Genomic DNA, 15,596 nt, shown 5'->3' with positions numbered 1-15,596 from the left:
TGTCGCCGGAAGTTGGGGTCACGGAGCGAGTCCGTAGAGCAGGGTGGTCAGCGACCGGGCCAGCGTGGAGACCACCGTGTCGGCCGCCGCGTGCCAGGACTGCGGGTGGCCACCGAACACCGCGAAGTACAGCGCGATCAGGCCCACCACCACGATCAGGGCTAAACAGGCGATGAGGACCGAAACGACAGCGTGGATGAGGATGTGCACGATCACGAGAAACGGGTCCTTCGAGAAGCAGGGATGCACCGCCGCGGAGCTGGCGCACAACGGACAACAGGAAGCGATGGAGAGAGGGGGGTCGCCCGGTGGGAACCCGGAGCGAGGGCCGGGGCGAGCGGGTTCGGCCACCGGGCGACCCAGCAGCCACCACCCCCAGCAAGGCCGCGTTCCACACAGGGGAGGCGGGGTAACGCGGTGGGACACCGGGAAGCGGCGACTGCCGTCAGGTATCGGTGAGGACATCGTTGTCGACGCCCCGACCGACGAGATCAGGGCAGGATGGCGGTAGGCCACCCGTAGCCGGGGGCGCCCAGCGGGGGAAGCGCCGGACGCCTCGACGTCATGCCGTCAGGCCCACCGAGGACGGCGGGGAGGCCAGCCCAGCAGCGCAGCTCGACACGACCGTCACCTCGACCGGTAACGCCCGCAGCGCCGCCTGCACCGGAAACAGCCGGTCGCGCGGCACGAACACGAACGCCGCACCACCACCGACCGCACCTCCTGCTGCCTTACCCCCATAGGCACCGTGGTCGACCGCCGTGGCCAGGGCCGCGTCGAGCAACACCGTCGACGCCCGCGCCCGCGTGCTCAGAAGCTGGTGCGCCGCCGTGCACAGGATCCCGAGCTCCGGCCAGGACACCGGCTCCTGCCGCAGCGCAGCCGTCATCTCATCCACCAGGCGGGCGGTGGCATCGGCGTAGCGCACCACATCCCGGTCCCGGGCCACCCACCGCGAGACCAGGACCCGTTCGGCGTGCGGGCACCTGCCTCGCCCGGTGTCGATCAGCAGCAGTGCCACCTCGGCATCGTCGAGAGCGGGCAGGACCGCCACCCGGGGCACCCCGGGCTCGGCGGTGGCCTCGACGCGAACCAGGCCGCCGGCGGCGACGGCCAGGACATCGGTGGACACCCCGGCTGCCGATGTCCTGCGTTCGGCTTCCCCCGCCATCCGCAGGACGAGGTCCCGATCCACCCCGGTTGGGGAACCAGCTCGGGCCCCGAGGACGGCGGCGGCGACCGCGACGGCGACCGCGGCGCTGGACGCCAGGCCCACACCGACCGGGACCTCACCGCGGGTCAGCACGACCCCACCGGCCGGGCCCGCCCCAGCCTGGTACACCGACAGGCAGGCGGTGGTGAGGACCAGGTCGAGGTCATCACCGGTCGGGGCGTAGTCCCGCACCCGGACGGTGCGTTGTTGGTGCAACGGCCGATAGGCGATGGCCGAAAGGTGTTCGGTGGCCGAGGTGAGCAGGGCGGTGGCCGTGGTCCGCAGCCCCACGGCAGCCGACACGCGGGGACCCCCGCACATCCAGTCCAGGTGATCACCAGCGAGGAGCACACGGCCGGGCACGGTGGCCACGACGGGATCGACCATCACCTCTCCTGACCCTCCACCGCGGCGGTGCGTGCGGTGCGCCGGCCTCCCGGTCGCAACCGCACCCCGGCTTCCCGGAGCAGGCGGCGGGTCATGTCGTAGGAGCGGCCGATGGAGGTGGCCAGTTCCTGTATCGAGTGCCCCTGGTGGTAACGGGCGGCGAGCTTCGCCGCGAGGATCGCCCGTTGCAGGTCTCTGGTCGTGGAACCCGTCCGCCGTGCGGGTCGTTCGGGTGTGCGACCGGCCGCGTCGGGGTGTTGCTGCTCCGTCGCGGGCGTGGGCGTCCGGGCTGGGAAATCGCGTGCGGGCTGGTGCTCCAGCTTCGGTGGTGGTGCTCCCGCCCGCTGCCCGAGGGCATCCTCGGCCTGGGCCCGCAAGACACGGGCGGCGTCCCGGACGTGCCCGCCGCCGCCCACCCCCGCGGCGATGTCCTGGGCCAGCACGCACTCGGCGATGGCGCAGGAGTGGTCCTGCGCGGCGAGGTGGGCCTCGGCCAGGCGCAGGTGCAGCGTGGCCAACAGCAGCGGGTCGATCGGTGGACGCGCCGCCAACGCCAGGTGGTGGGTCACCCCGAGGTCGTCGAGGTACCCGCCGCGCAACAGGGGGATCCCGAGGGATTCGGCGAAGCTCACGGTGAGCTCGTCCCAGCCGTGCAGGCTGGCCAGCGACTGCGCGGCCAGCACGTTCGTCCGTTCCGCGGCCAGCCACAGCAGTGCCCGGTCCGGGCTCCACCCCGTGCGTCGGTTGGCCCGGTCGTAGACCGGGCTGCTCCGGATCCCGTACGGGTCGAGGGCACGGTCGACCTCGGCGGTGCGCCGGAGGTACCAGTCGAGCATGTCCAGCAGCCACGCCCACCCCAGGGGCGCGGTGTGGTTCGCGCCGTCGCGGCGGAACCGGGTGGGTCCCGAGGCGTGGGGCAGTGGCGTGAGCAGGCCCTCGGCGGCCATGAGCTCGAGTTCGTGGTCGATCGCGGTGGTGGGCTTCTCGAGGGGGGCGGCGAGGGGGCCGGCGGTGACTTCGTCGCCGGGGTGGAGGCGGATCAGGTGGTGGAGCGCGGGCCGGAGCCCGAGTGCACCGGATGCGGTGGTCATGTCTGGAACTTCCGTGGGTGGGACGGGGTGACGGAACAGGCGGTGCGGGTTGACCCGGCTGCTGTGGAGCACCAGCGGCGGACGCCGCTCGTCAGCGCGGAGTGTGAGGGTTCGAGAAGTGGGCAGGGTGACCCGTGGTGGTGGGGGCAGGGCCCTGGTCACCATCCGGGCTGCCACGGGAGGGGAGCCCGGCGAGGTACGGGCGGATCCGGCTCGCCAGCCGCGGCAGGGCGTAACGGCGGACACGCCGGGAGCGGGTGGCCGGGACACGAGGGATCAGTGTCGTGACCATCTCGGTCACCTCGACCGGTGTCGTCCCCGTCATCGCGCTGGCCGGCTCGCGCGGCGGATGGCACCGACGACCGCCTCCCAGCGAGGCAGGCCCTTCCCGGTGTGAGGGCGCTGAATCCAGCGGGGGTCCTCGGCGCGGGACATTGCCGGGGGCAGCAGGATCGTGCTGCCCACGTCGTACCAGCAGGCTCCAGCGGTGAGGAGCTCGGTCACCGTGGAGGAACGCAGCGGAGTGCGCTGCTGGGTGAGGTAGATCCAGCTGGGGGACGAACGGGCCAGGACTTCGATGATGGGTCCGCGTTGCAGGGCCTGGACGAGGTGGTGGTTGACCTGGTGGCCCAGCTCGGCACTCATGCGCAGGGCGTCGACGCTGCCGCCGAGGGACAGCCGCACCTGCCCGGTGTCGGGGTCGGTGAAGGTGGGCCAGCGCGCCGTCTCGGTGGTGTAGCGGGTGGGCGCCTGCGCGGCCGAGATCACACATCTCTCGGTGGGGTTCGCGGTGGCTGTGGTCACGAATCCTCCGTGCGGGGGATGGGGGTGGGGCGGCGGAACCGAGGCGCCTCAAGCGGGAGAACCTCGGCCCCGCCGAGTTCAGGGGCACCACGCCGGCGGGCCAGCGGCGCGGAAGGCGACGGACGGCACTCCGGGGCGGGAGGGGGTCGCGGCGGAACCAGGGTTCGGGGGTCGTGGTTCCGCCGCGACCGGGCGGTGAGGCAGGAGGGGCCACGACGTGAGGGGGGCCGCCGATGTCCGGCCTCACCGTGCTCGTCGGGCTCCTGAGGAGCCGGTGCCACCCGCGCCGGGTGCGGAAGCCGTGGAGGTGGCCTTCGCGATCACGGTGAGGAGACGTGCGGCCTCGGTGGCGTCGAAGGCGGCAGCCTCCCCCGGAGGCGCCACGACCACGACCTCCGAGCCACGCACGACCACCCGGAACTCACGAGCCCGACCGGAGGCGTCCCGGCACGTCACAGCCCACGGTCCACGGCGTTTCATCGTGCGTCACCGCGGAACGCGGTGCTCCAGACCCGGACGCACACCCGGATCCCGAGGAGACCAGCTCCGGCGAGCGTGGTCGGAACGATTCGCGGCGGTGCCACTGTCGCGAAACGAAGGTTCTTTCTCATGCGGCGCTCCTGGTTCCGAGTGAGGACAACGACGCCGCTGACTCCACCTGGACCCGCTGGTAGCGGGCCCGGCCATCATCGGATCGGTTGTTGACGAGGTGCGGCTCGTTCCCGATGTTGTCCGTTGATCGGTGACGAGCACAGCTAAGCGTCCAGCTCAATGGGGGTCCAGAGCGCGGGCACTGCGGAGGTGTGGCGTCGGTGGGGACACCCCCCGCATGGCCTGCAGGAACATCGGAGGTTGCGGGCAACTCCCGAACGGTGGAAGGCGCAGCAATGGCAGGCCGCCGCGCAGGGACAGACCGGAGTGAGACGACAAGGTCCACCGGAAGCAGATGACCGACGCATGTTCGTGGGCGAACCTGCGAGCAACGCGTCGTGAAAGTTTCAGGTTCGCCCGGAGGCGGGCCGCCTGAGAAGCTGTTACCTATGCAACTGAACGGTGTTCCTCCGAGCTTGGACCAGATCAAGGCTCTGGCGCTGACCAACTATGGTCACTTCACGTCGATGTTGGCGGAGGGCGGTCGTGTGCGCGGCTTGTCTCTCCACATGCAGCGGCTGGCGCACGACTGCCGCCTCCTCTTCGACGTCGCCTTGGACGTTGACCGTGTGCGGGACTACCTCCGACGTGCCCTGTCAGACGCCGCGCCGTGCGCCGTCGCGCGAGTTACGGTCTACGATCCAGGGCTTGACCTGGGCACCATCGGCTCTGACGCCGTTCCTCACGTACTGGTGACAACGCGACCCGCAACATCATCCCCAGCCAGCCCACTGCGCCTGCAAACGTCCTCGTACCGGCGAGAACTCCCTGCGGTCAAGCACATTGGCCTCTTCGGAGCGTTGCGGTGCCGCCGCACCGCCCAACGCGAAGGCTACGACGACGTTCTCTTCCTGAACCCGGATGGGACAATCTCCGAACTCGCCACATCAAACATTGGGTTTGTCCGAGGTGGCCAAATTATTTGGCCACACTCAGAATGGCTTCCCGGGGTTACAATGAAGTTACTGAATCAGGTGCTGAAAAAGCCAGCACGCACCGAGCGAATCACCATTTCCGACTTGTCGAACATGGAATTCGCGTTCGCGACTAACGCGGCAACGGGAGTTCGCCCCGTGCTCTCGATAGGAGGCCACACATGGCCTACCCATAGCCCCCTTGCGGACCAATTGAAATCCTTGTACTTGAAAACCCCCAAAGAAGGAATTTGACAGTGCTTCAACAATCATTCAGTGCTCGAGTGTTTCAGCGGTGACTGCGCATCGAAAACCGGTGTCGTCGTCGCACATGCTCAAAGCGGCATCGTTAGACAACGACGGAGTCGCCCGTAGGAGCGGACTCGTCCAAGCGCCGCCCTTCAATTCGTAACGGCCGGGCTTGGTCTCAGTGGAGCACCACTCCCAGGTGTTGCCACACATGTCGAGGACGCCGTAAGGGCTTGCACCACTCTGGTAGCAATCTACTGGAGTGGTGCTTCCCACACCGTTCTCCCGAACGTTGCACTTGGCTGGGGTGGGCTGGTCTCCCCATGGGTAGACGATGCCTCGAGTACCCCGTGCGGCCTTCTCCCACTGCTGACCGCTCGGCAGGCACTTCCCGGCCCAGCTGGCGTAAGCGGCCGCGTCGGTCCAGGTGACGAAGACGACCGGGTGGTCAAGGTGCGCCGGCGGCTGCCCTGCTGGCCAGTGTTGGGGCGGGGCGTGACCAGTTGCGGCCAGAAACCGCCCGTACTCGACATTGGTCACCGGGTAGACATCAATGTAAAAGGTTGGCAGCCAAACAGGTTCGTTTGCCGGCCCGGCCTGGAAGACACTTCCGTCGACCTTAGCCATCAGTCGGCCGTCCACTGGATGTCGAACGTGACTCACGCCGATAGGTTCTCGCGTACTGGGGGACGGCAGGTCACCCTGGTCAAGAAGCTCAGCAAGATGCTCCCGAGAAATCCCTAGAACCTTAGCAAGCCTTGGCCACAGGTAGGGCTGAGGAGTATGTTCACCTGACTCCCAGTGAAATACTGTCGAACGGTCGACCTGCATAGAATTCGCAAGCTGATCCTGAGTAAAACCCGCAGTTTTACGGGCATATTTGAGCCCAGTTCGCTTTCGGTGTACACCACTGGACCGAGTCCGCTCTCGCACGAGAACAGGCCCTTGATGGCCTTCGGGTGAATCGCTCGCCGCTCGATCCATGCCGACCTGAGCAACAGCCTCTGCCGGCGGCGCTAGTAGCGCCTCGATACCCACGCCGAAGATCCGTTCGAGCAACCGAGCAGTGGCTGGCCGGACAGGACCGAGGGGCTCGTCACCCTCCTTCCGGCCGGCAGCCAGCCGCTGAAGGTGCCGCACGCTGATGGTTCCTCGCTCGCCATGCCGTCGAGCGAAGACCTCCACGAACTCAGCGAACTCCTCAAACGTTTGGCGGCGCTCCTTGACCTTCTGCTCCAGCAGTGTCCGCGGCGCTTGCCATGGCCTACCTTTGCCTATGACCTCGCTGGTCTGACGCATGTTCACTCCCTCGGCAGTTCAGTTCCGGATGGACACCCTGGCGCTAGCACCTACATGAAGTGGCTCAGTCACGAGCGATCAGCAAGGAGAGCCAGGACAACCTAGTGCTTCTTACGACACGAGTTGGCATAGTACAGCATTCCCACAGGTCAGACGGCATCGATCATCGGATAGCATGAACTGCCTCTCCCGCGCTGATGCGGTTGTCCGCGACCGTGTTCTGCTGTGTCCCCGGGACGCCAGCGACATCGGAGCCGCAGCCAAGTCTTGGGAGTTGGTGTGTGACGATCGCCTACTCTCCAGCGCTGAGCTGATTTAGTTTTACGCGTTGAGCATGCCAGCTGCTCGGTCATCGGTAGCCGGACCTAAGCAACATCGGTCGGGTAGACATCGTTCAAGGCATACACGCACGTGGAACAGGACACCCAAAGTCGATCCTTTATCTCGCAGGGTCGAGCACTGTTACCATCGCAAGAATCGCTCGACAGTTAGGGCGGAAACTTGGCGAAGCGATTAGGAATCGGGCGTTTGTCGGCGCACTCAGGCGCCAAGAGCTTTCCTTCCTCTCATCCTGAAGAACGTTGAACGGGCCAGTAACTTTCATACCCGTCGATCTGGTGGCCTGTGGCAGTGTCGCGGCGAACTGACGCTGGGTTCGCCTGGGCAAGGCAGCAGGGGACCGCGCGGTGGCGCTGCTGCAGGAAGCGAGGCGCACTCGATCCGAGACCGTGATCGCGACCACCGTGTATGCCCTCCAGGTCGTCGACGAGGACCTTCCCGAGTCGGACCACGACTTCAGCGTGGACCTGATCGTCACCCCCGAGCACGTGATCGAATGCAGCCCGAGGCGACGCCCGGTGGGCCTGATGTGGGAGCGGCTTTCCGCCGAAAAGATCGCCGCGGGTGACGGACACCGACCGCCGGCGAGTTCCGCGAGGTGCCCGGCCGGGACCGGGTTGATGCCGGTGAACGGCGTTCTGGTCTGACGCAGCGCGTGGGGCATCTCGGGAGTGAGCAGCTTTGCCGCGCCCCAGACCGGGTCCACCGGGGCGCCGATGAGCTGCCGTACCAGGCTGGTGTGGCTGGCGGCCACGGTCGTGTCGTGCACGCGGGCGGTGTACACGCGGCGGAACCCTGCGGCATCGGCGAAGGCCCGGGTGCGGCCATCGCTACCGCTGAGGAGCAGATGCGCTCCTGCGGACCCCGCCGCCGGTTCGGCGTCTGGCCCCGCGGCCGCAGCGAGCTGCCCGGTGGTGGGCAGGACCTCGCCGACCGCCGCCAGCCGCACCCGGCCCTGGTCGAGCACCCGAGTGCGGGTGCTCGGATGCGTGATGACCCGCAGGCGCTCGGAGCGATGACGTGCGGCCACTACCCCGACCCGGTCGAGAACCGCGGCCGCGGTGCCGCTGGTGTCGACTAGCGCGCACCACCAAAACGCCGCACCACGCCCGCGAACCAGAGGCATGAACCTCCTTCCTGGTCAGGCGCCGGATCCGTGGCAGTGCCCGCCGGCGTCAGAGTCGTCGGAGATCGTGCGGGAGTATTGGCCCCGCGTGATCTTTCCGAATGAACCGACCTCAGTGATCCGGGGCGCCTCGTAGGGCTCCGCAGCGGTGCTGGGCTCGGGCTGATCGTCGTGCATCACGTTCTCCCTCCGTGGGTTCCTTCTTCCTGTGCCCGGCGGTGCGGCCGGGACTCAGTGCTGGCGAGTAGAAGCGACGATCTGGTCGATGCGCTGCTGGCGGATGTGCTGATCACGCGCTTCGTGCAGCCAGTGCAGCAGGTGCGCGAGGTGACTGACACTGATCCGATCGGTGCTGATCGACGCAGCGGCCAGCGCCTGCACCAGGTCCGGGGGCACCACCGGCGGGCGCAGGCCGTGGCGCAGCTCCAGCTGCCCGCGCCACTCCGTGCCCGCCGCGGGCGCGGCGCCGACGCCGTCGAGCGGTTCGAGCACGGTGTGCTCGTCGAAGGTGTGCACGCGCACCGCTTGCGGGCGGCGGTCGGTGTCGAGGGTCAACCAGCTCCGCAGGAACGTGTCAACGCCGAGCACGCGCTGGTCGCACACCAGCAGCAGATGCCCGTCCGGCCACCGGGCCGTGCCGCTGAGCAGAATCGGATCCGGGGAGTTCATGCGCGGAAGGCTCCTTTCGGCGCCAGCCCCAGGCCGGGCCGGTCAGGGACGAGGACGTGACCCGCGGCGACCGGGAACTCCTCGGCCAGCACGGCCATCCGGCGGGGCCACCAATGGTGCTGGTACTCCATGCCGGCGATCAGCCACGGGATGGCGGCGGCCAAGTGCAGCGCCGGTGCGAACGCGCGGCCGTGCAGCCACACCGGAACTTCGGCGGATGCAAGGGCCAGCAGCGCGCGGCGGGCGGCGCTGAGCCCGCCGAGCCAGAGCACATCCGGGGTCAGCACGGCCGGCCGGTGCCGCTGGGCGAGGTCGAGCAGGTCCTCGGTGGTAGTGCAATGTTCCCCGAGGGCAACCGGCAGCCCGGCGGGAAGCGGTTCGTGCCCGGAAGGAAACGGGTCTTCCAGCCACACCACGCCGGCGGGCGGGGCCGCGAGCACCGCGTCCAACACGGCCGAGGTCCAGGTGCCGACCGCGTCGATGGCCACTGGAGCGCCGGCGGCGCGGGTGACTGCGGCGATGTGATCGGCCATCTCGCCGACACCACAGCCCGCTCCCACGCGAGCGGACCACTTGGTGTGGGTCCAGGGCTGCCCGGCCAGGCGCGTGACCTGGTCACGGCCGCGCTCGGTGGTGACATCCAGGCTCAGCCAGGAGGCGTAGGCCGGCACGCGCGCTGCGGGCTCGGCGGCGATCAGCCGGGCCACCGGAACTCCGGCGGCGCGACCGAGCGCGTCCCAGGCCGCGCAGTCGACCGCGCCGAGGGCAGCCCGAACTCCACGGCCAGTACCGGTGGGCGCCACGTCCGCCAGCAGAGCCGGGAGCCGGTCGACGGTCAGGGGCTGCCCGCGCAGCCCAGCTGCCAGCCGGGCCGCGAACACGGCCAGGCGTTCCGGCAGCGGCCCGTACCAGCCGGTCAGGCCGCCGGCACAGCGCAGACCCAGAAAGTAGTGGTCGTCGCCGGGATCCAGGGCGTGGCCGCCGGCGTCGAACAGCATCACGTCGTCGATCAGCACATCGCCTCCCGCACTGTGTCCATCAACTCGACGACACTGGCCCTCAGCGAGTCGAGGTCGAGCCCGGCCGTGCGCAACAATCCCTGCGTGTCCAGGGGCGCGGCCGGTTCCCGCCACCCGCGTACGACCAGCGGGCGGTGGCCGCGGGGGCCGAGCAGCGGCCATAAGGCAGCCGGCTGGCCGGTGGTGGCCACCAGCATCGGCACACCGGGAGGAAACACCTGCCTCCAGCGCACCGGCGTGATCGCCTGCGGCCAGTCGGCCGGATCGCCGAGCACCGCGGGCTCGTGCACATGAACGTGCCGAGCGGGCAGGCCCAGCTCCTCGCGCACACGGTGGAGCTGGTGCGCGGCGAGGTCGCCGACGCTGATCAGCACCACCGGCGGCGGGTACGGCGGCTCATGCCAGATCGCCCACCCCTGGGCGATCTCCTGCTCGATCGTCTCGGCCGGACCGCAGGCGGGCAGGTGCTTGTCGACGACGAGCACGTTGATCGCGCCGGTGCTGGCGAGCATCCCGTCGAGCTGCACCGCGGCCCGGCGGAAATCAGCGGGCGTGTAGATCCGCACCGCAGGATCGGCCAGCCCGAGCAGGGTGGTGACCAGACTGGGGTCGCCGTGGGTGTAGCAGTTGTGCCACCCGAGGCTGGTGACCAGCACGTTGACCGACGGACGCCGGTCGCGATCGGTGAGCAGCCGCAGCGTCTTGGCGTGCTGCGACAGAGAGCCCGCGATCAGTGGGGCGAACGCTTCGTAGGTCGCCAGCACGCCGGGCCTCCCGGCGGCGGTGTGGCCGTGCAGCCACGCGGAGCACACCGGCTCGTTGAGTACTTCGCTGGTCCAGGGCTCGTCGGCGAGCGCGGCGAGCCGGTTGGACGCGAGCTCGTCGGGGCAGAACACCCGGAGTCCTCGCGGTGCGTGCGCGCGCAGCACGATCTCGGCCGCCAACGACCATCCCGCAGACGGTGTCGGCACCGATTGCCGGGGGGACGTGGGAATCGGGCGAGGTGGGGGCGCGGGCGGCCACGTCGGTAGCGTCCTCAGGTCGATGGCGGGGGCGCCGCCACCGGTGAACAGCTCGCGGGGCCGGTAGGAGGACATCCATTTTGCGAGCTCGGCGCGCTGGCGTGGATCACCGGCCGGATCCGGCAGCGGGGTCTTGTGGCACGCCGGTGTTGCGGCGGCCGGGCCGGAGAGTCCCTTGGGCATGTCCAGCACCAGCACGAGGCGGTCGCCGTCGCGGACGGAATTCAGGGCTTGCCGCAGCAGATGCGTGAACTGGTCGGCTTCGCCAGGGCTGGCGCTGCTCACGTGCGCCCACCGGGTCCGCCAGCCCGTTCCCCGGAGGTAGGCGTCGACTTCCCGCGCCGGGCGGGATCCCAGCAGGGAGGTCGACCCCATGCGCAGACCGTTGAGGTTGAGGATCGGCAGTAGCGGTGCGTGCGCGGGGTCGGGGCGGATGACGGGGTCGGCCAGCCAGGCTGCCGCGGTTTCTCCGGTCTCGGCTTCGCCGTCGCCGATGATCGGCACGACCACCGATTCACCATCGCCTGCGGCCGCAGCGGCTTGAGCGAACGCGAGCGCGGGCCCGAGTTGCCCGCCGACGTAGCCGCCGGCGGGCAACTCAGGGTGGACTTCGGCGCCGAGCCCGTCGCAGGCCGGGAAGTCGGCGCACAACGCGGCCAGCCCGGCCCGGTTGCGGTCGTACTGCGGCCGGAGCTGGTGCAGATCACCGGTCAGCCAGGCGTAGCTGCGCTGGACGATGCCCGCGTGCCCGGCTCCGATGACCGGCCGGACGGGCGTGGCCTGGGTCGCCAGCCCCGCCAGTGCCCAGGCCACCGAGGGCACGGTGCCCCAGTGCCCCACCGGCCGGGATTTGACGTCCTCGCCGCGCAGTGGCCGCGCGGCGAGGACGTTGTCGCGCAGGTACAGCTGGGCCACCGACAGGTAGGTCAGCGCCCGCCACACCTGATGGGCGCGAATAGGTGAGTCCACGTCTGTGCTCCGCGCTCGCTCAGCTTCGGGTGGGGCGGCGCAGGCAGAACGCCCACGTGGTGAACCCGAACGGGTTCAGCTGCCGGTCGTACTCCTTGTAGTCCATGACCTTCTCGGCCAGGGCGATGTACTCGAAGTCGCGGAAGAGCTGCCGCAGCTCGTCCTCGCCGAAATAGTGGTGGATCACTCCGGCGTCGCTGCCGACGTCCTTGATCCGGGTGCCCGGTTCGATCTCACGGCCGCGATCGGCGGAGAACGCCTTGTCCGACTTGATCGTGCCGATGAACAGCCCACCCGGCACCAGGTGCTCGTAGACGTTGGCGACTGCGGTGCGGATGTTGGCCACCGTGTTGTGGTGGATCGAATCCCAGCTGATCACCGCGTGGAACGATCGTTCGGGCCAGGGCATCTCGGTCATGTCGGCCACCGCCAGGTGCGCGTCCAGCTCCCAGCGGTCCAGCCACGCACGGGCCTCGGTGATGCCGGTCTCGGAGATGTCGGAGGCATGGACGTCCCACCCGCGTCGGGCCATTGCGACTGTGTGCCGACCGGCGCCGCAGCACAGATCCCAGGCGCGGATCGGCCGCTCGGGATGTAGGGACTCCACAGTGGAGGTCCACTTGTAGAACGCGCCCTCGGGTGCGCGTTTGATGTGGGCTTCATCGGTGAAGAGCGTGTTCCAGTCAGCCATTGCCAGTTCCTCACACGGTCGGGCCGGTCAGCGGATGACCGGCGAATTCGTAGTGCCACAGCGGCCGGTAGCAGTGCCATCGCACCGGCGTGAGCCCGGTGGACGACAGCACAGGCTCCAGCCGGGTGCGGGCGTACAGGTAGAACTCCAGCTCATTGGCGCCGGTTGCACGCAGGCTGGACATCAGCGGGGTGTGCGCCTGGTAGACCTGCAAGTTCGGGAAGTCGCTGAGATGCGATGCCAGGCGCCGTACCCCGTCGATGAGCTGGTCGAGCGGGTCGAGGCCGACGACGAGGTTGAACGAGGCGTCCAGCCCGGCAGACCGCGTTCGTGCCAGCAGGTCGGGCATCTGCTGCGGAGTGAGATCGGCCTTGGTGTCCTTGAGCAGCAGGTCGCGACGGGTGAAGCACTCGATCGTCAACCACAGCGTGAACGGGGCGACCTGCTCGGCCAGTGTGCGGAACGCGTCGTCGGACCGCACCACGCTGGTCAAAAACCCGATGTGCGGCCCCAAGCCCATTGCGGTCAGCACGCGGCGCAAGTCAAGCAAGTGCTTCACGGCGGCTTCTTCAAGCTGGTAGCAGCCGGTGGACTCCGTGACGACCTCGACCGTGTCGAGGGAGCCCGTCGGGGAGGTCAGCGCCAGCGATTCCAGCAGCGCGGTCAGCTTGGTTTCCTCGGTCAACCGCGGATCAGCGGCGGCCTCCAGGGTGTTGGGGCAAAACGCGCATCCGGTGCACCGCGAGCGGGCGTTGGGGTTCAGCGTCACCGCCCGACCACCGGCCCGGAAGTAGCCGCCCACCGCGTCGTCGCCCTCGATCCGCGTTACGTGCGCGATCAACACAGATCCCAGCTTCAGCTCCTGGCCGATCAACCGGAACGGCGAGTTCATGCTGTTCAGCGGCACGATCACCATCCACGGCGTGTTCGGCTCGCGCACCAAACGCAACGACAGCCGCGCCCGGTTGCGGGGCCGATCGCCCCGCACCCCATGCAGGTTCACGGCCATCAGCAGCACGTCTTCCAGCGGAATCCCGTGGTGTAGGGCCAACTGCTCGTAGGAACGCAGCACCGCGTCGGCGCCGTCATCAGCAACTTCGGCTGGTGGACTCATCATCCTCCTTCTGTTCCCCCGGCCTGCGTGGCCGGGCGGATCGGGTGGCCAAAACACCCCGGCCGGAACATTCCTGGTGTACGGGTGTACGGGTGTACGGGCCAGGGCTGGGGGTTCGCTAGATGGCTTCGTCGGGGTCGGATGACCTGCGTGGTTTCGGGATCGAGGTCGGCCTCCCGCGTCTTGTGTACGCGGAGCTGCGCGACGGATTCGGCGACCGTCGGGGCCCGTGGCTGCTGATGAGGAGTGAATCCAGTCCAGCGCGACGGCGTTGGTCACGCCCTGATTCCCGACCAGCAATGCCACGATCCCGGGTTCCTGCTCGGCGGCCGCCGCGTCGAGTTCGTCGCGCACCCGGAGATCGAGTTCCAATACAGCCACCGGCGGGGTGGGCAGCTGACGCGGTACCGGGAGTGCGAACGATGACGTGTGCCGGGGATCGTGGATCCCATCTTCCACCCGCCCGTTCTGAAGGTGCGCGCCGCCGAGCTGGAACTCGGCTTTTTCGCTGGTGGGCAGCGCTTCGCGCTGCGCGCGGGCCTGCCAGTGTGGCGGGATCGTGCGGCTGTTGCGTTCCCACTCCCCGAGGACGACGACCAGCTCGTCCCACAGGTTGCGGGTGCCGATCTCGGCGATGCAGGGCCGGGCCCGGCCCTGGCGGCGATCCCAGGTGATGATGATCCGCACCGCCGAGCCTGTCTCCGCGTCCACCAGCGAGTGCTCGTCCTGTTCGTCGGGCCACGACTGCCGGGAGTGCTGCACGCCCGGCATGGCAGCGGCCAGCACCGCGGGAAAGGCGGAATTGTTCCAGGCCGGGCAGCGTCACAGCGTTCTTCAGCGGCTTGGCCTGAAGCGCGGCGGAGTCCAGGAGCGGGGGCATCACGCACCACCTCGCATGGGTGCTTGGGTGCCCTGCCACATCCCGGCCAGCTGGTTGAGCCAGTCCAGCCACGGGAAGCCGCTCTCCTTGACGGTGTGCTGGCCGTTGTCGCGGTGGAACAGCACGGCGAACTCGTGGGTGAGGCGGTCCCGGAAGACGTGCACGACCGCACCGCGGCCACCGTGGGGCTGGCTGGCGTGCTCGAGCTCGGGGTGGGCTTCCTGGACCAGCAGCAGGAAGCTGTGCTCGTGGACGGGCGGCAGGTGCGCCGGCCGTTCCGGGCGGTCGCTGTAGGTCAGCGCCAGCAGCAGCGGTATGTCCACTTCAGACAGTCTCGCTGTCATGACATCACTTCCTCGGATTGGATTGGTCGTGGTGGTTCCTCTCCGAAGTCAGCTGCATCTGGCTCGGAGAGCGGACAGCACGTCACGCCCCTTCTGCGCGCCGGGAATGCGCTTGTCCAGGTCGTGTTCCGCGCTGTCGCTCATGGCGTTCACAGCTCCTCCGCACGTGGGTCACGGCGGGCTGGTCGGCAGGACGCACGGAGATCGGCAGGCCGCCTTCGAGCGGCGACGGGAGGTCCATCACCGCAGCGGTGACCTCGAGGGCGGTGCCGGTGGCCCGCCAACGCACGATCACGTCACTGAGGTCTTCGGGACGCCGCGGATCCAGGTTGCTGGCGCGGTAGGCCGAGGCTTGGTCCTCACCGAGCACGGTGACGACGTCCAGCACCCCCGCCGACCACCAACGCATATAGACCAGGGTGACAGGAGCGAGCCCGTCTTCGTCCGGGATCGGCGCTCCGGTGAAGCCGCTGCGCCCGAGGCGCTGAAGTTCGGCGGTCGATTCGTCCATCTCCGACTCCCCGTTGCCGGTTGGTTGGGGAGCGGCGGGCCCGGCGTTGTCGGGGGTCACGCCGGGCCCGCCGCCCGTCTGGGCAACCGGGGGAGCGCTCAACGGAGCGCTGGTGGTGATCGCTGACACCGGAGCGCTCCACCCGGTCTGGTCTACTGTAGGCTTAGAGCTGTAGCAGCTACATGGAGACGCTACAGCGGAGCAGCTACAGGGCCAAGAGTTGTCTATGCGCCCATTTGGGTGATGTTGGTCTTCGATGCCAACCAGAGAGCTGTATGCCGGGGGCCGGGATGCCAACAGGCGG

16 protein-coding genes are annotated in these 15,596 nt (G+C 68.8%); 3 read left to right on the top strand and 13 right to left on the bottom strand.

Translation table 11 applies throughout. From position 1 onward, the window contains the following. Positions 1-18: 18 nt before the first annotated feature. From ACOJVX_RS06825 to ACOJVX_RS06810, 4 genes are all read right to left on the bottom strand, one after another. The gene (locus ACOJVX_RS06825) at positions 19-216 is read right to left on the bottom strand and encodes a hypothetical protein (protein WP_418153941.1); all 198 of its coding nucleotides are present in this window, start codon (positions 214-216) and stop codon (positions 19-21) included. A 346-nt stretch (positions 217-562) separates the two neighbouring features. Beyond that, positions 563-1,600: a hypothetical protein gene (locus ACOJVX_RS06820; protein WP_422646762.1), complete on the bottom strand. Its 1,038-nt coding sequence runs from the start codon at positions 1,598-1,600 to the stop codon at positions 563-565. Next, positions 1,600-2,691, bottom strand: a complete 1,092-nt coding sequence (locus ACOJVX_RS06815; protein ID WP_422647343.1) for a helix-turn-helix domain-containing protein — start codon at positions 2,689-2,691, stop codon at positions 1,600-1,602. Before ACOJVX_RS06815 ends, ACOJVX_RS06820 begins: the two co-directional genes overlap by 1 nt. 321 nt (positions 2,692-3,012) lie before the next feature. After that, complete coding sequence (locus ACOJVX_RS06810) at positions 3,013-3,495, bottom strand: hypothetical protein (RefSeq protein ID WP_422647342.1); 483 nt, start codon at positions 3,493-3,495, stop codon at positions 3,013-3,015. A gap of 1,040 nt (positions 3,496-4,535) precedes the next feature. Here ACOJVX_RS06810 and ACOJVX_RS06805 point away from each other — a divergent pair. Further along, a complete protein-coding gene (locus tag ACOJVX_RS06805; protein WP_422647341.1) occupies positions 4,536-5,315 on the top strand; it encodes an aminotransferase class IV family protein in 780 nt (259 codons plus the stop codon). 18 nt (positions 5,316-5,333) lie between these two features. Here ACOJVX_RS06805 and ACOJVX_RS06800 read toward each other — a convergent pair whose 3' ends face one another. Next, positions 5,334-6,293: an SUMF1/EgtB/PvdO family nonheme iron enzyme gene (locus ACOJVX_RS06800; RefSeq protein ID WP_418153433.1), complete on the bottom strand. Its 960-nt coding sequence runs from the start codon at positions 6,291-6,293 to the stop codon at positions 5,334-5,336. 1,001 nt (positions 6,294-7,294) lie between these two features. Here ACOJVX_RS06800 and ACOJVX_RS06795 point away from each other — a divergent pair. Further along, positions 7,295-7,594 carry a hypothetical protein gene (locus ACOJVX_RS06795; RefSeq protein WP_418153428.1) on the top strand — a complete coding sequence of 100 codons (300 nt, stop codon included), beginning with the start codon at positions 7,295-7,297 and terminating at the stop codon, positions 7,592-7,594. Between the two features lie 200 nt (positions 7,595-7,794). Beyond that, a complete protein-coding gene (locus ACOJVX_RS06790) occupies positions 7,795-8,028 on the top strand; it encodes a hypothetical protein (RefSeq protein WP_418153427.1) in 234 nt (77 codons plus the stop codon). A gap of 60 nt (positions 8,029-8,088) precedes the next feature. On the opposite strand, the gene ACOJVX_RS06785 is transcribed toward ACOJVX_RS06790, so the two are convergent. The 8 genes from ACOJVX_RS06785 to ACOJVX_RS06750 form a co-directional block, all read right to left on the bottom strand. After that, positions 8,089-8,250, bottom strand: a complete 162-nt coding sequence (locus ACOJVX_RS06785; protein ID WP_418153426.1) for a lasso RiPP family leader peptide-containing protein — start codon at positions 8,248-8,250, stop codon at positions 8,089-8,091. Between the two features lie 54 nt (positions 8,251-8,304). Next, the gene (locus ACOJVX_RS06780) at positions 8,305-8,742 is read right to left on the bottom strand and encodes a hypothetical protein (RefSeq protein WP_418153425.1); all 438 of its coding nucleotides are present in this window, start codon (positions 8,740-8,742) and stop codon (positions 8,305-8,307) included. Next, the gene (locus ACOJVX_RS06775; RefSeq protein WP_418153424.1) at positions 8,739-9,758 is read right to left on the bottom strand and encodes an enolase C-terminal domain-like protein; all 1,020 of its coding nucleotides are present in this window, start codon (positions 9,756-9,758) and stop codon (positions 8,739-8,741) included. The genes ACOJVX_RS06780 and ACOJVX_RS06775 overlap by 4 nt, the downstream gene beginning before the upstream one ends. Then, positions 9,752-11,752: a hypothetical protein gene (locus ACOJVX_RS06770; protein ID WP_422647340.1), complete on the bottom strand. Its 2,001-nt coding sequence runs from the start codon at positions 11,750-11,752 to the stop codon at positions 9,752-9,754. The genes ACOJVX_RS06775 and ACOJVX_RS06770 overlap by 7 nt, the downstream gene beginning before the upstream one ends. 19 nt (positions 11,753-11,771) lie before the next feature. Further along, positions 11,772-12,443: a class I SAM-dependent methyltransferase gene (locus ACOJVX_RS06765; protein ID WP_422647339.1), complete on the bottom strand. Its 672-nt coding sequence runs from the start codon at positions 12,441-12,443 to the stop codon at positions 11,772-11,774. A gap of 10 nt (positions 12,444-12,453) precedes the next feature. Continuing rightward, positions 12,454-14,343 (bottom strand): hypothetical protein, encoded by a 1,890-nt coding sequence (locus tag ACOJVX_RS06760; protein WP_418153421.1) that lies wholly within the window; start codon positions 14,341-14,343, stop codon positions 12,454-12,456. A gap of 93 nt (positions 14,344-14,436) precedes the next feature. Then, positions 14,437-14,781, bottom strand: coding sequence for a hypothetical protein (locus ACOJVX_RS06755; RefSeq protein ID WP_418153420.1), 345 nt, complete (start codon positions 14,779-14,781; stop codon positions 14,437-14,439). 82 nt (positions 14,782-14,863) lie between these two features. Next, on the bottom strand, positions 14,864-15,292 hold the full coding sequence (locus tag ACOJVX_RS06750; RefSeq protein ID WP_418153419.1) for a hypothetical protein: 429 nt from the start codon (positions 15,290-15,292) through the stop codon (positions 14,864-14,866). Between the last annotated feature and the right edge of the window lie 304 nt (positions 15,293-15,596).

The sequence above is a fragment of the Actinoalloteichus caeruleus genome (genome assembly GCF_049311605.1).
Lineage (GTDB): Bacteria > Actinomycetota > Actinomycetes > Mycobacteriales > Pseudonocardiaceae > Actinoalloteichus_B > Actinoalloteichus_B caeruleus.
Note: the sequence above shows the minus strand (reverse complement) of the source record. Positions and strands in the feature narration are given on the sequence as shown.

Excerpts from the sequence above, each read along its gene's own strand:
- ACOJVX_RS06820 (WP_422646762.1), bottom strand. The coding sequence starts at position 1,600 with ATGGTCGATCCCGTCGTGGCCACCGTGCCCGGCCGTGTGCTCCTCGCT.
- ACOJVX_RS06815 (WP_422647343.1), bottom strand. The coding sequence starts at position 2,691 with ATGACCACCGCATCCGGTGCACTCGGGCTCCGGCCCGCGCTCCACCAC.
- ACOJVX_RS06805 (WP_422647341.1), top strand. The coding sequence starts at position 4,536 with ATGCAACTGAACGGTGTTCCTCCGAGCTTGGACCAGATCAAGGCTCTG.
- ACOJVX_RS06800 (WP_418153433.1), bottom strand. The coding sequence starts at position 6,293 with ATGGATCGAGCGGCGAGCGATTCACCCGAAGGCCATCAAGGGCCTGTT.
- ACOJVX_RS06790 (WP_418153427.1), top strand. The coding sequence starts at position 7,795 with ATGCGCTCCTGCGGACCCCGCCGCCGGTTCGGCGTCTGGCCCCGCGGC.
- ACOJVX_RS06785 (WP_418153426.1), bottom strand. The coding sequence starts at position 8,250 with ATGCACGACGATCAGCCCGAGCCCAGCACCGCTGCGGAGCCCTACGAG.
- ACOJVX_RS06780 (WP_418153425.1), bottom strand. The coding sequence starts at position 8,742 with ATGAACTCCCCGGATCCGATTCTGCTCAGCGGCACGGCCCGGTGGCCG.
- ACOJVX_RS06765 (WP_422647339.1), bottom strand. The coding sequence starts at position 12,443 with ATGGCTGACTGGAACACGCTCTTCACCGATGAAGCCCACATCAAACGC.
- ACOJVX_RS06755 (WP_418153420.1), bottom strand. The coding sequence starts at position 14,781 with ATGACAGCGAGACTGTCTGAAGTGGACATACCGCTGCTGCTGGCGCTG.
- ACOJVX_RS06750 (WP_418153419.1), bottom strand. The coding sequence starts at position 15,292 with ATGGACGAATCGACCGCCGAACTTCAGCGCCTCGGGCGCAGCGGCTTC.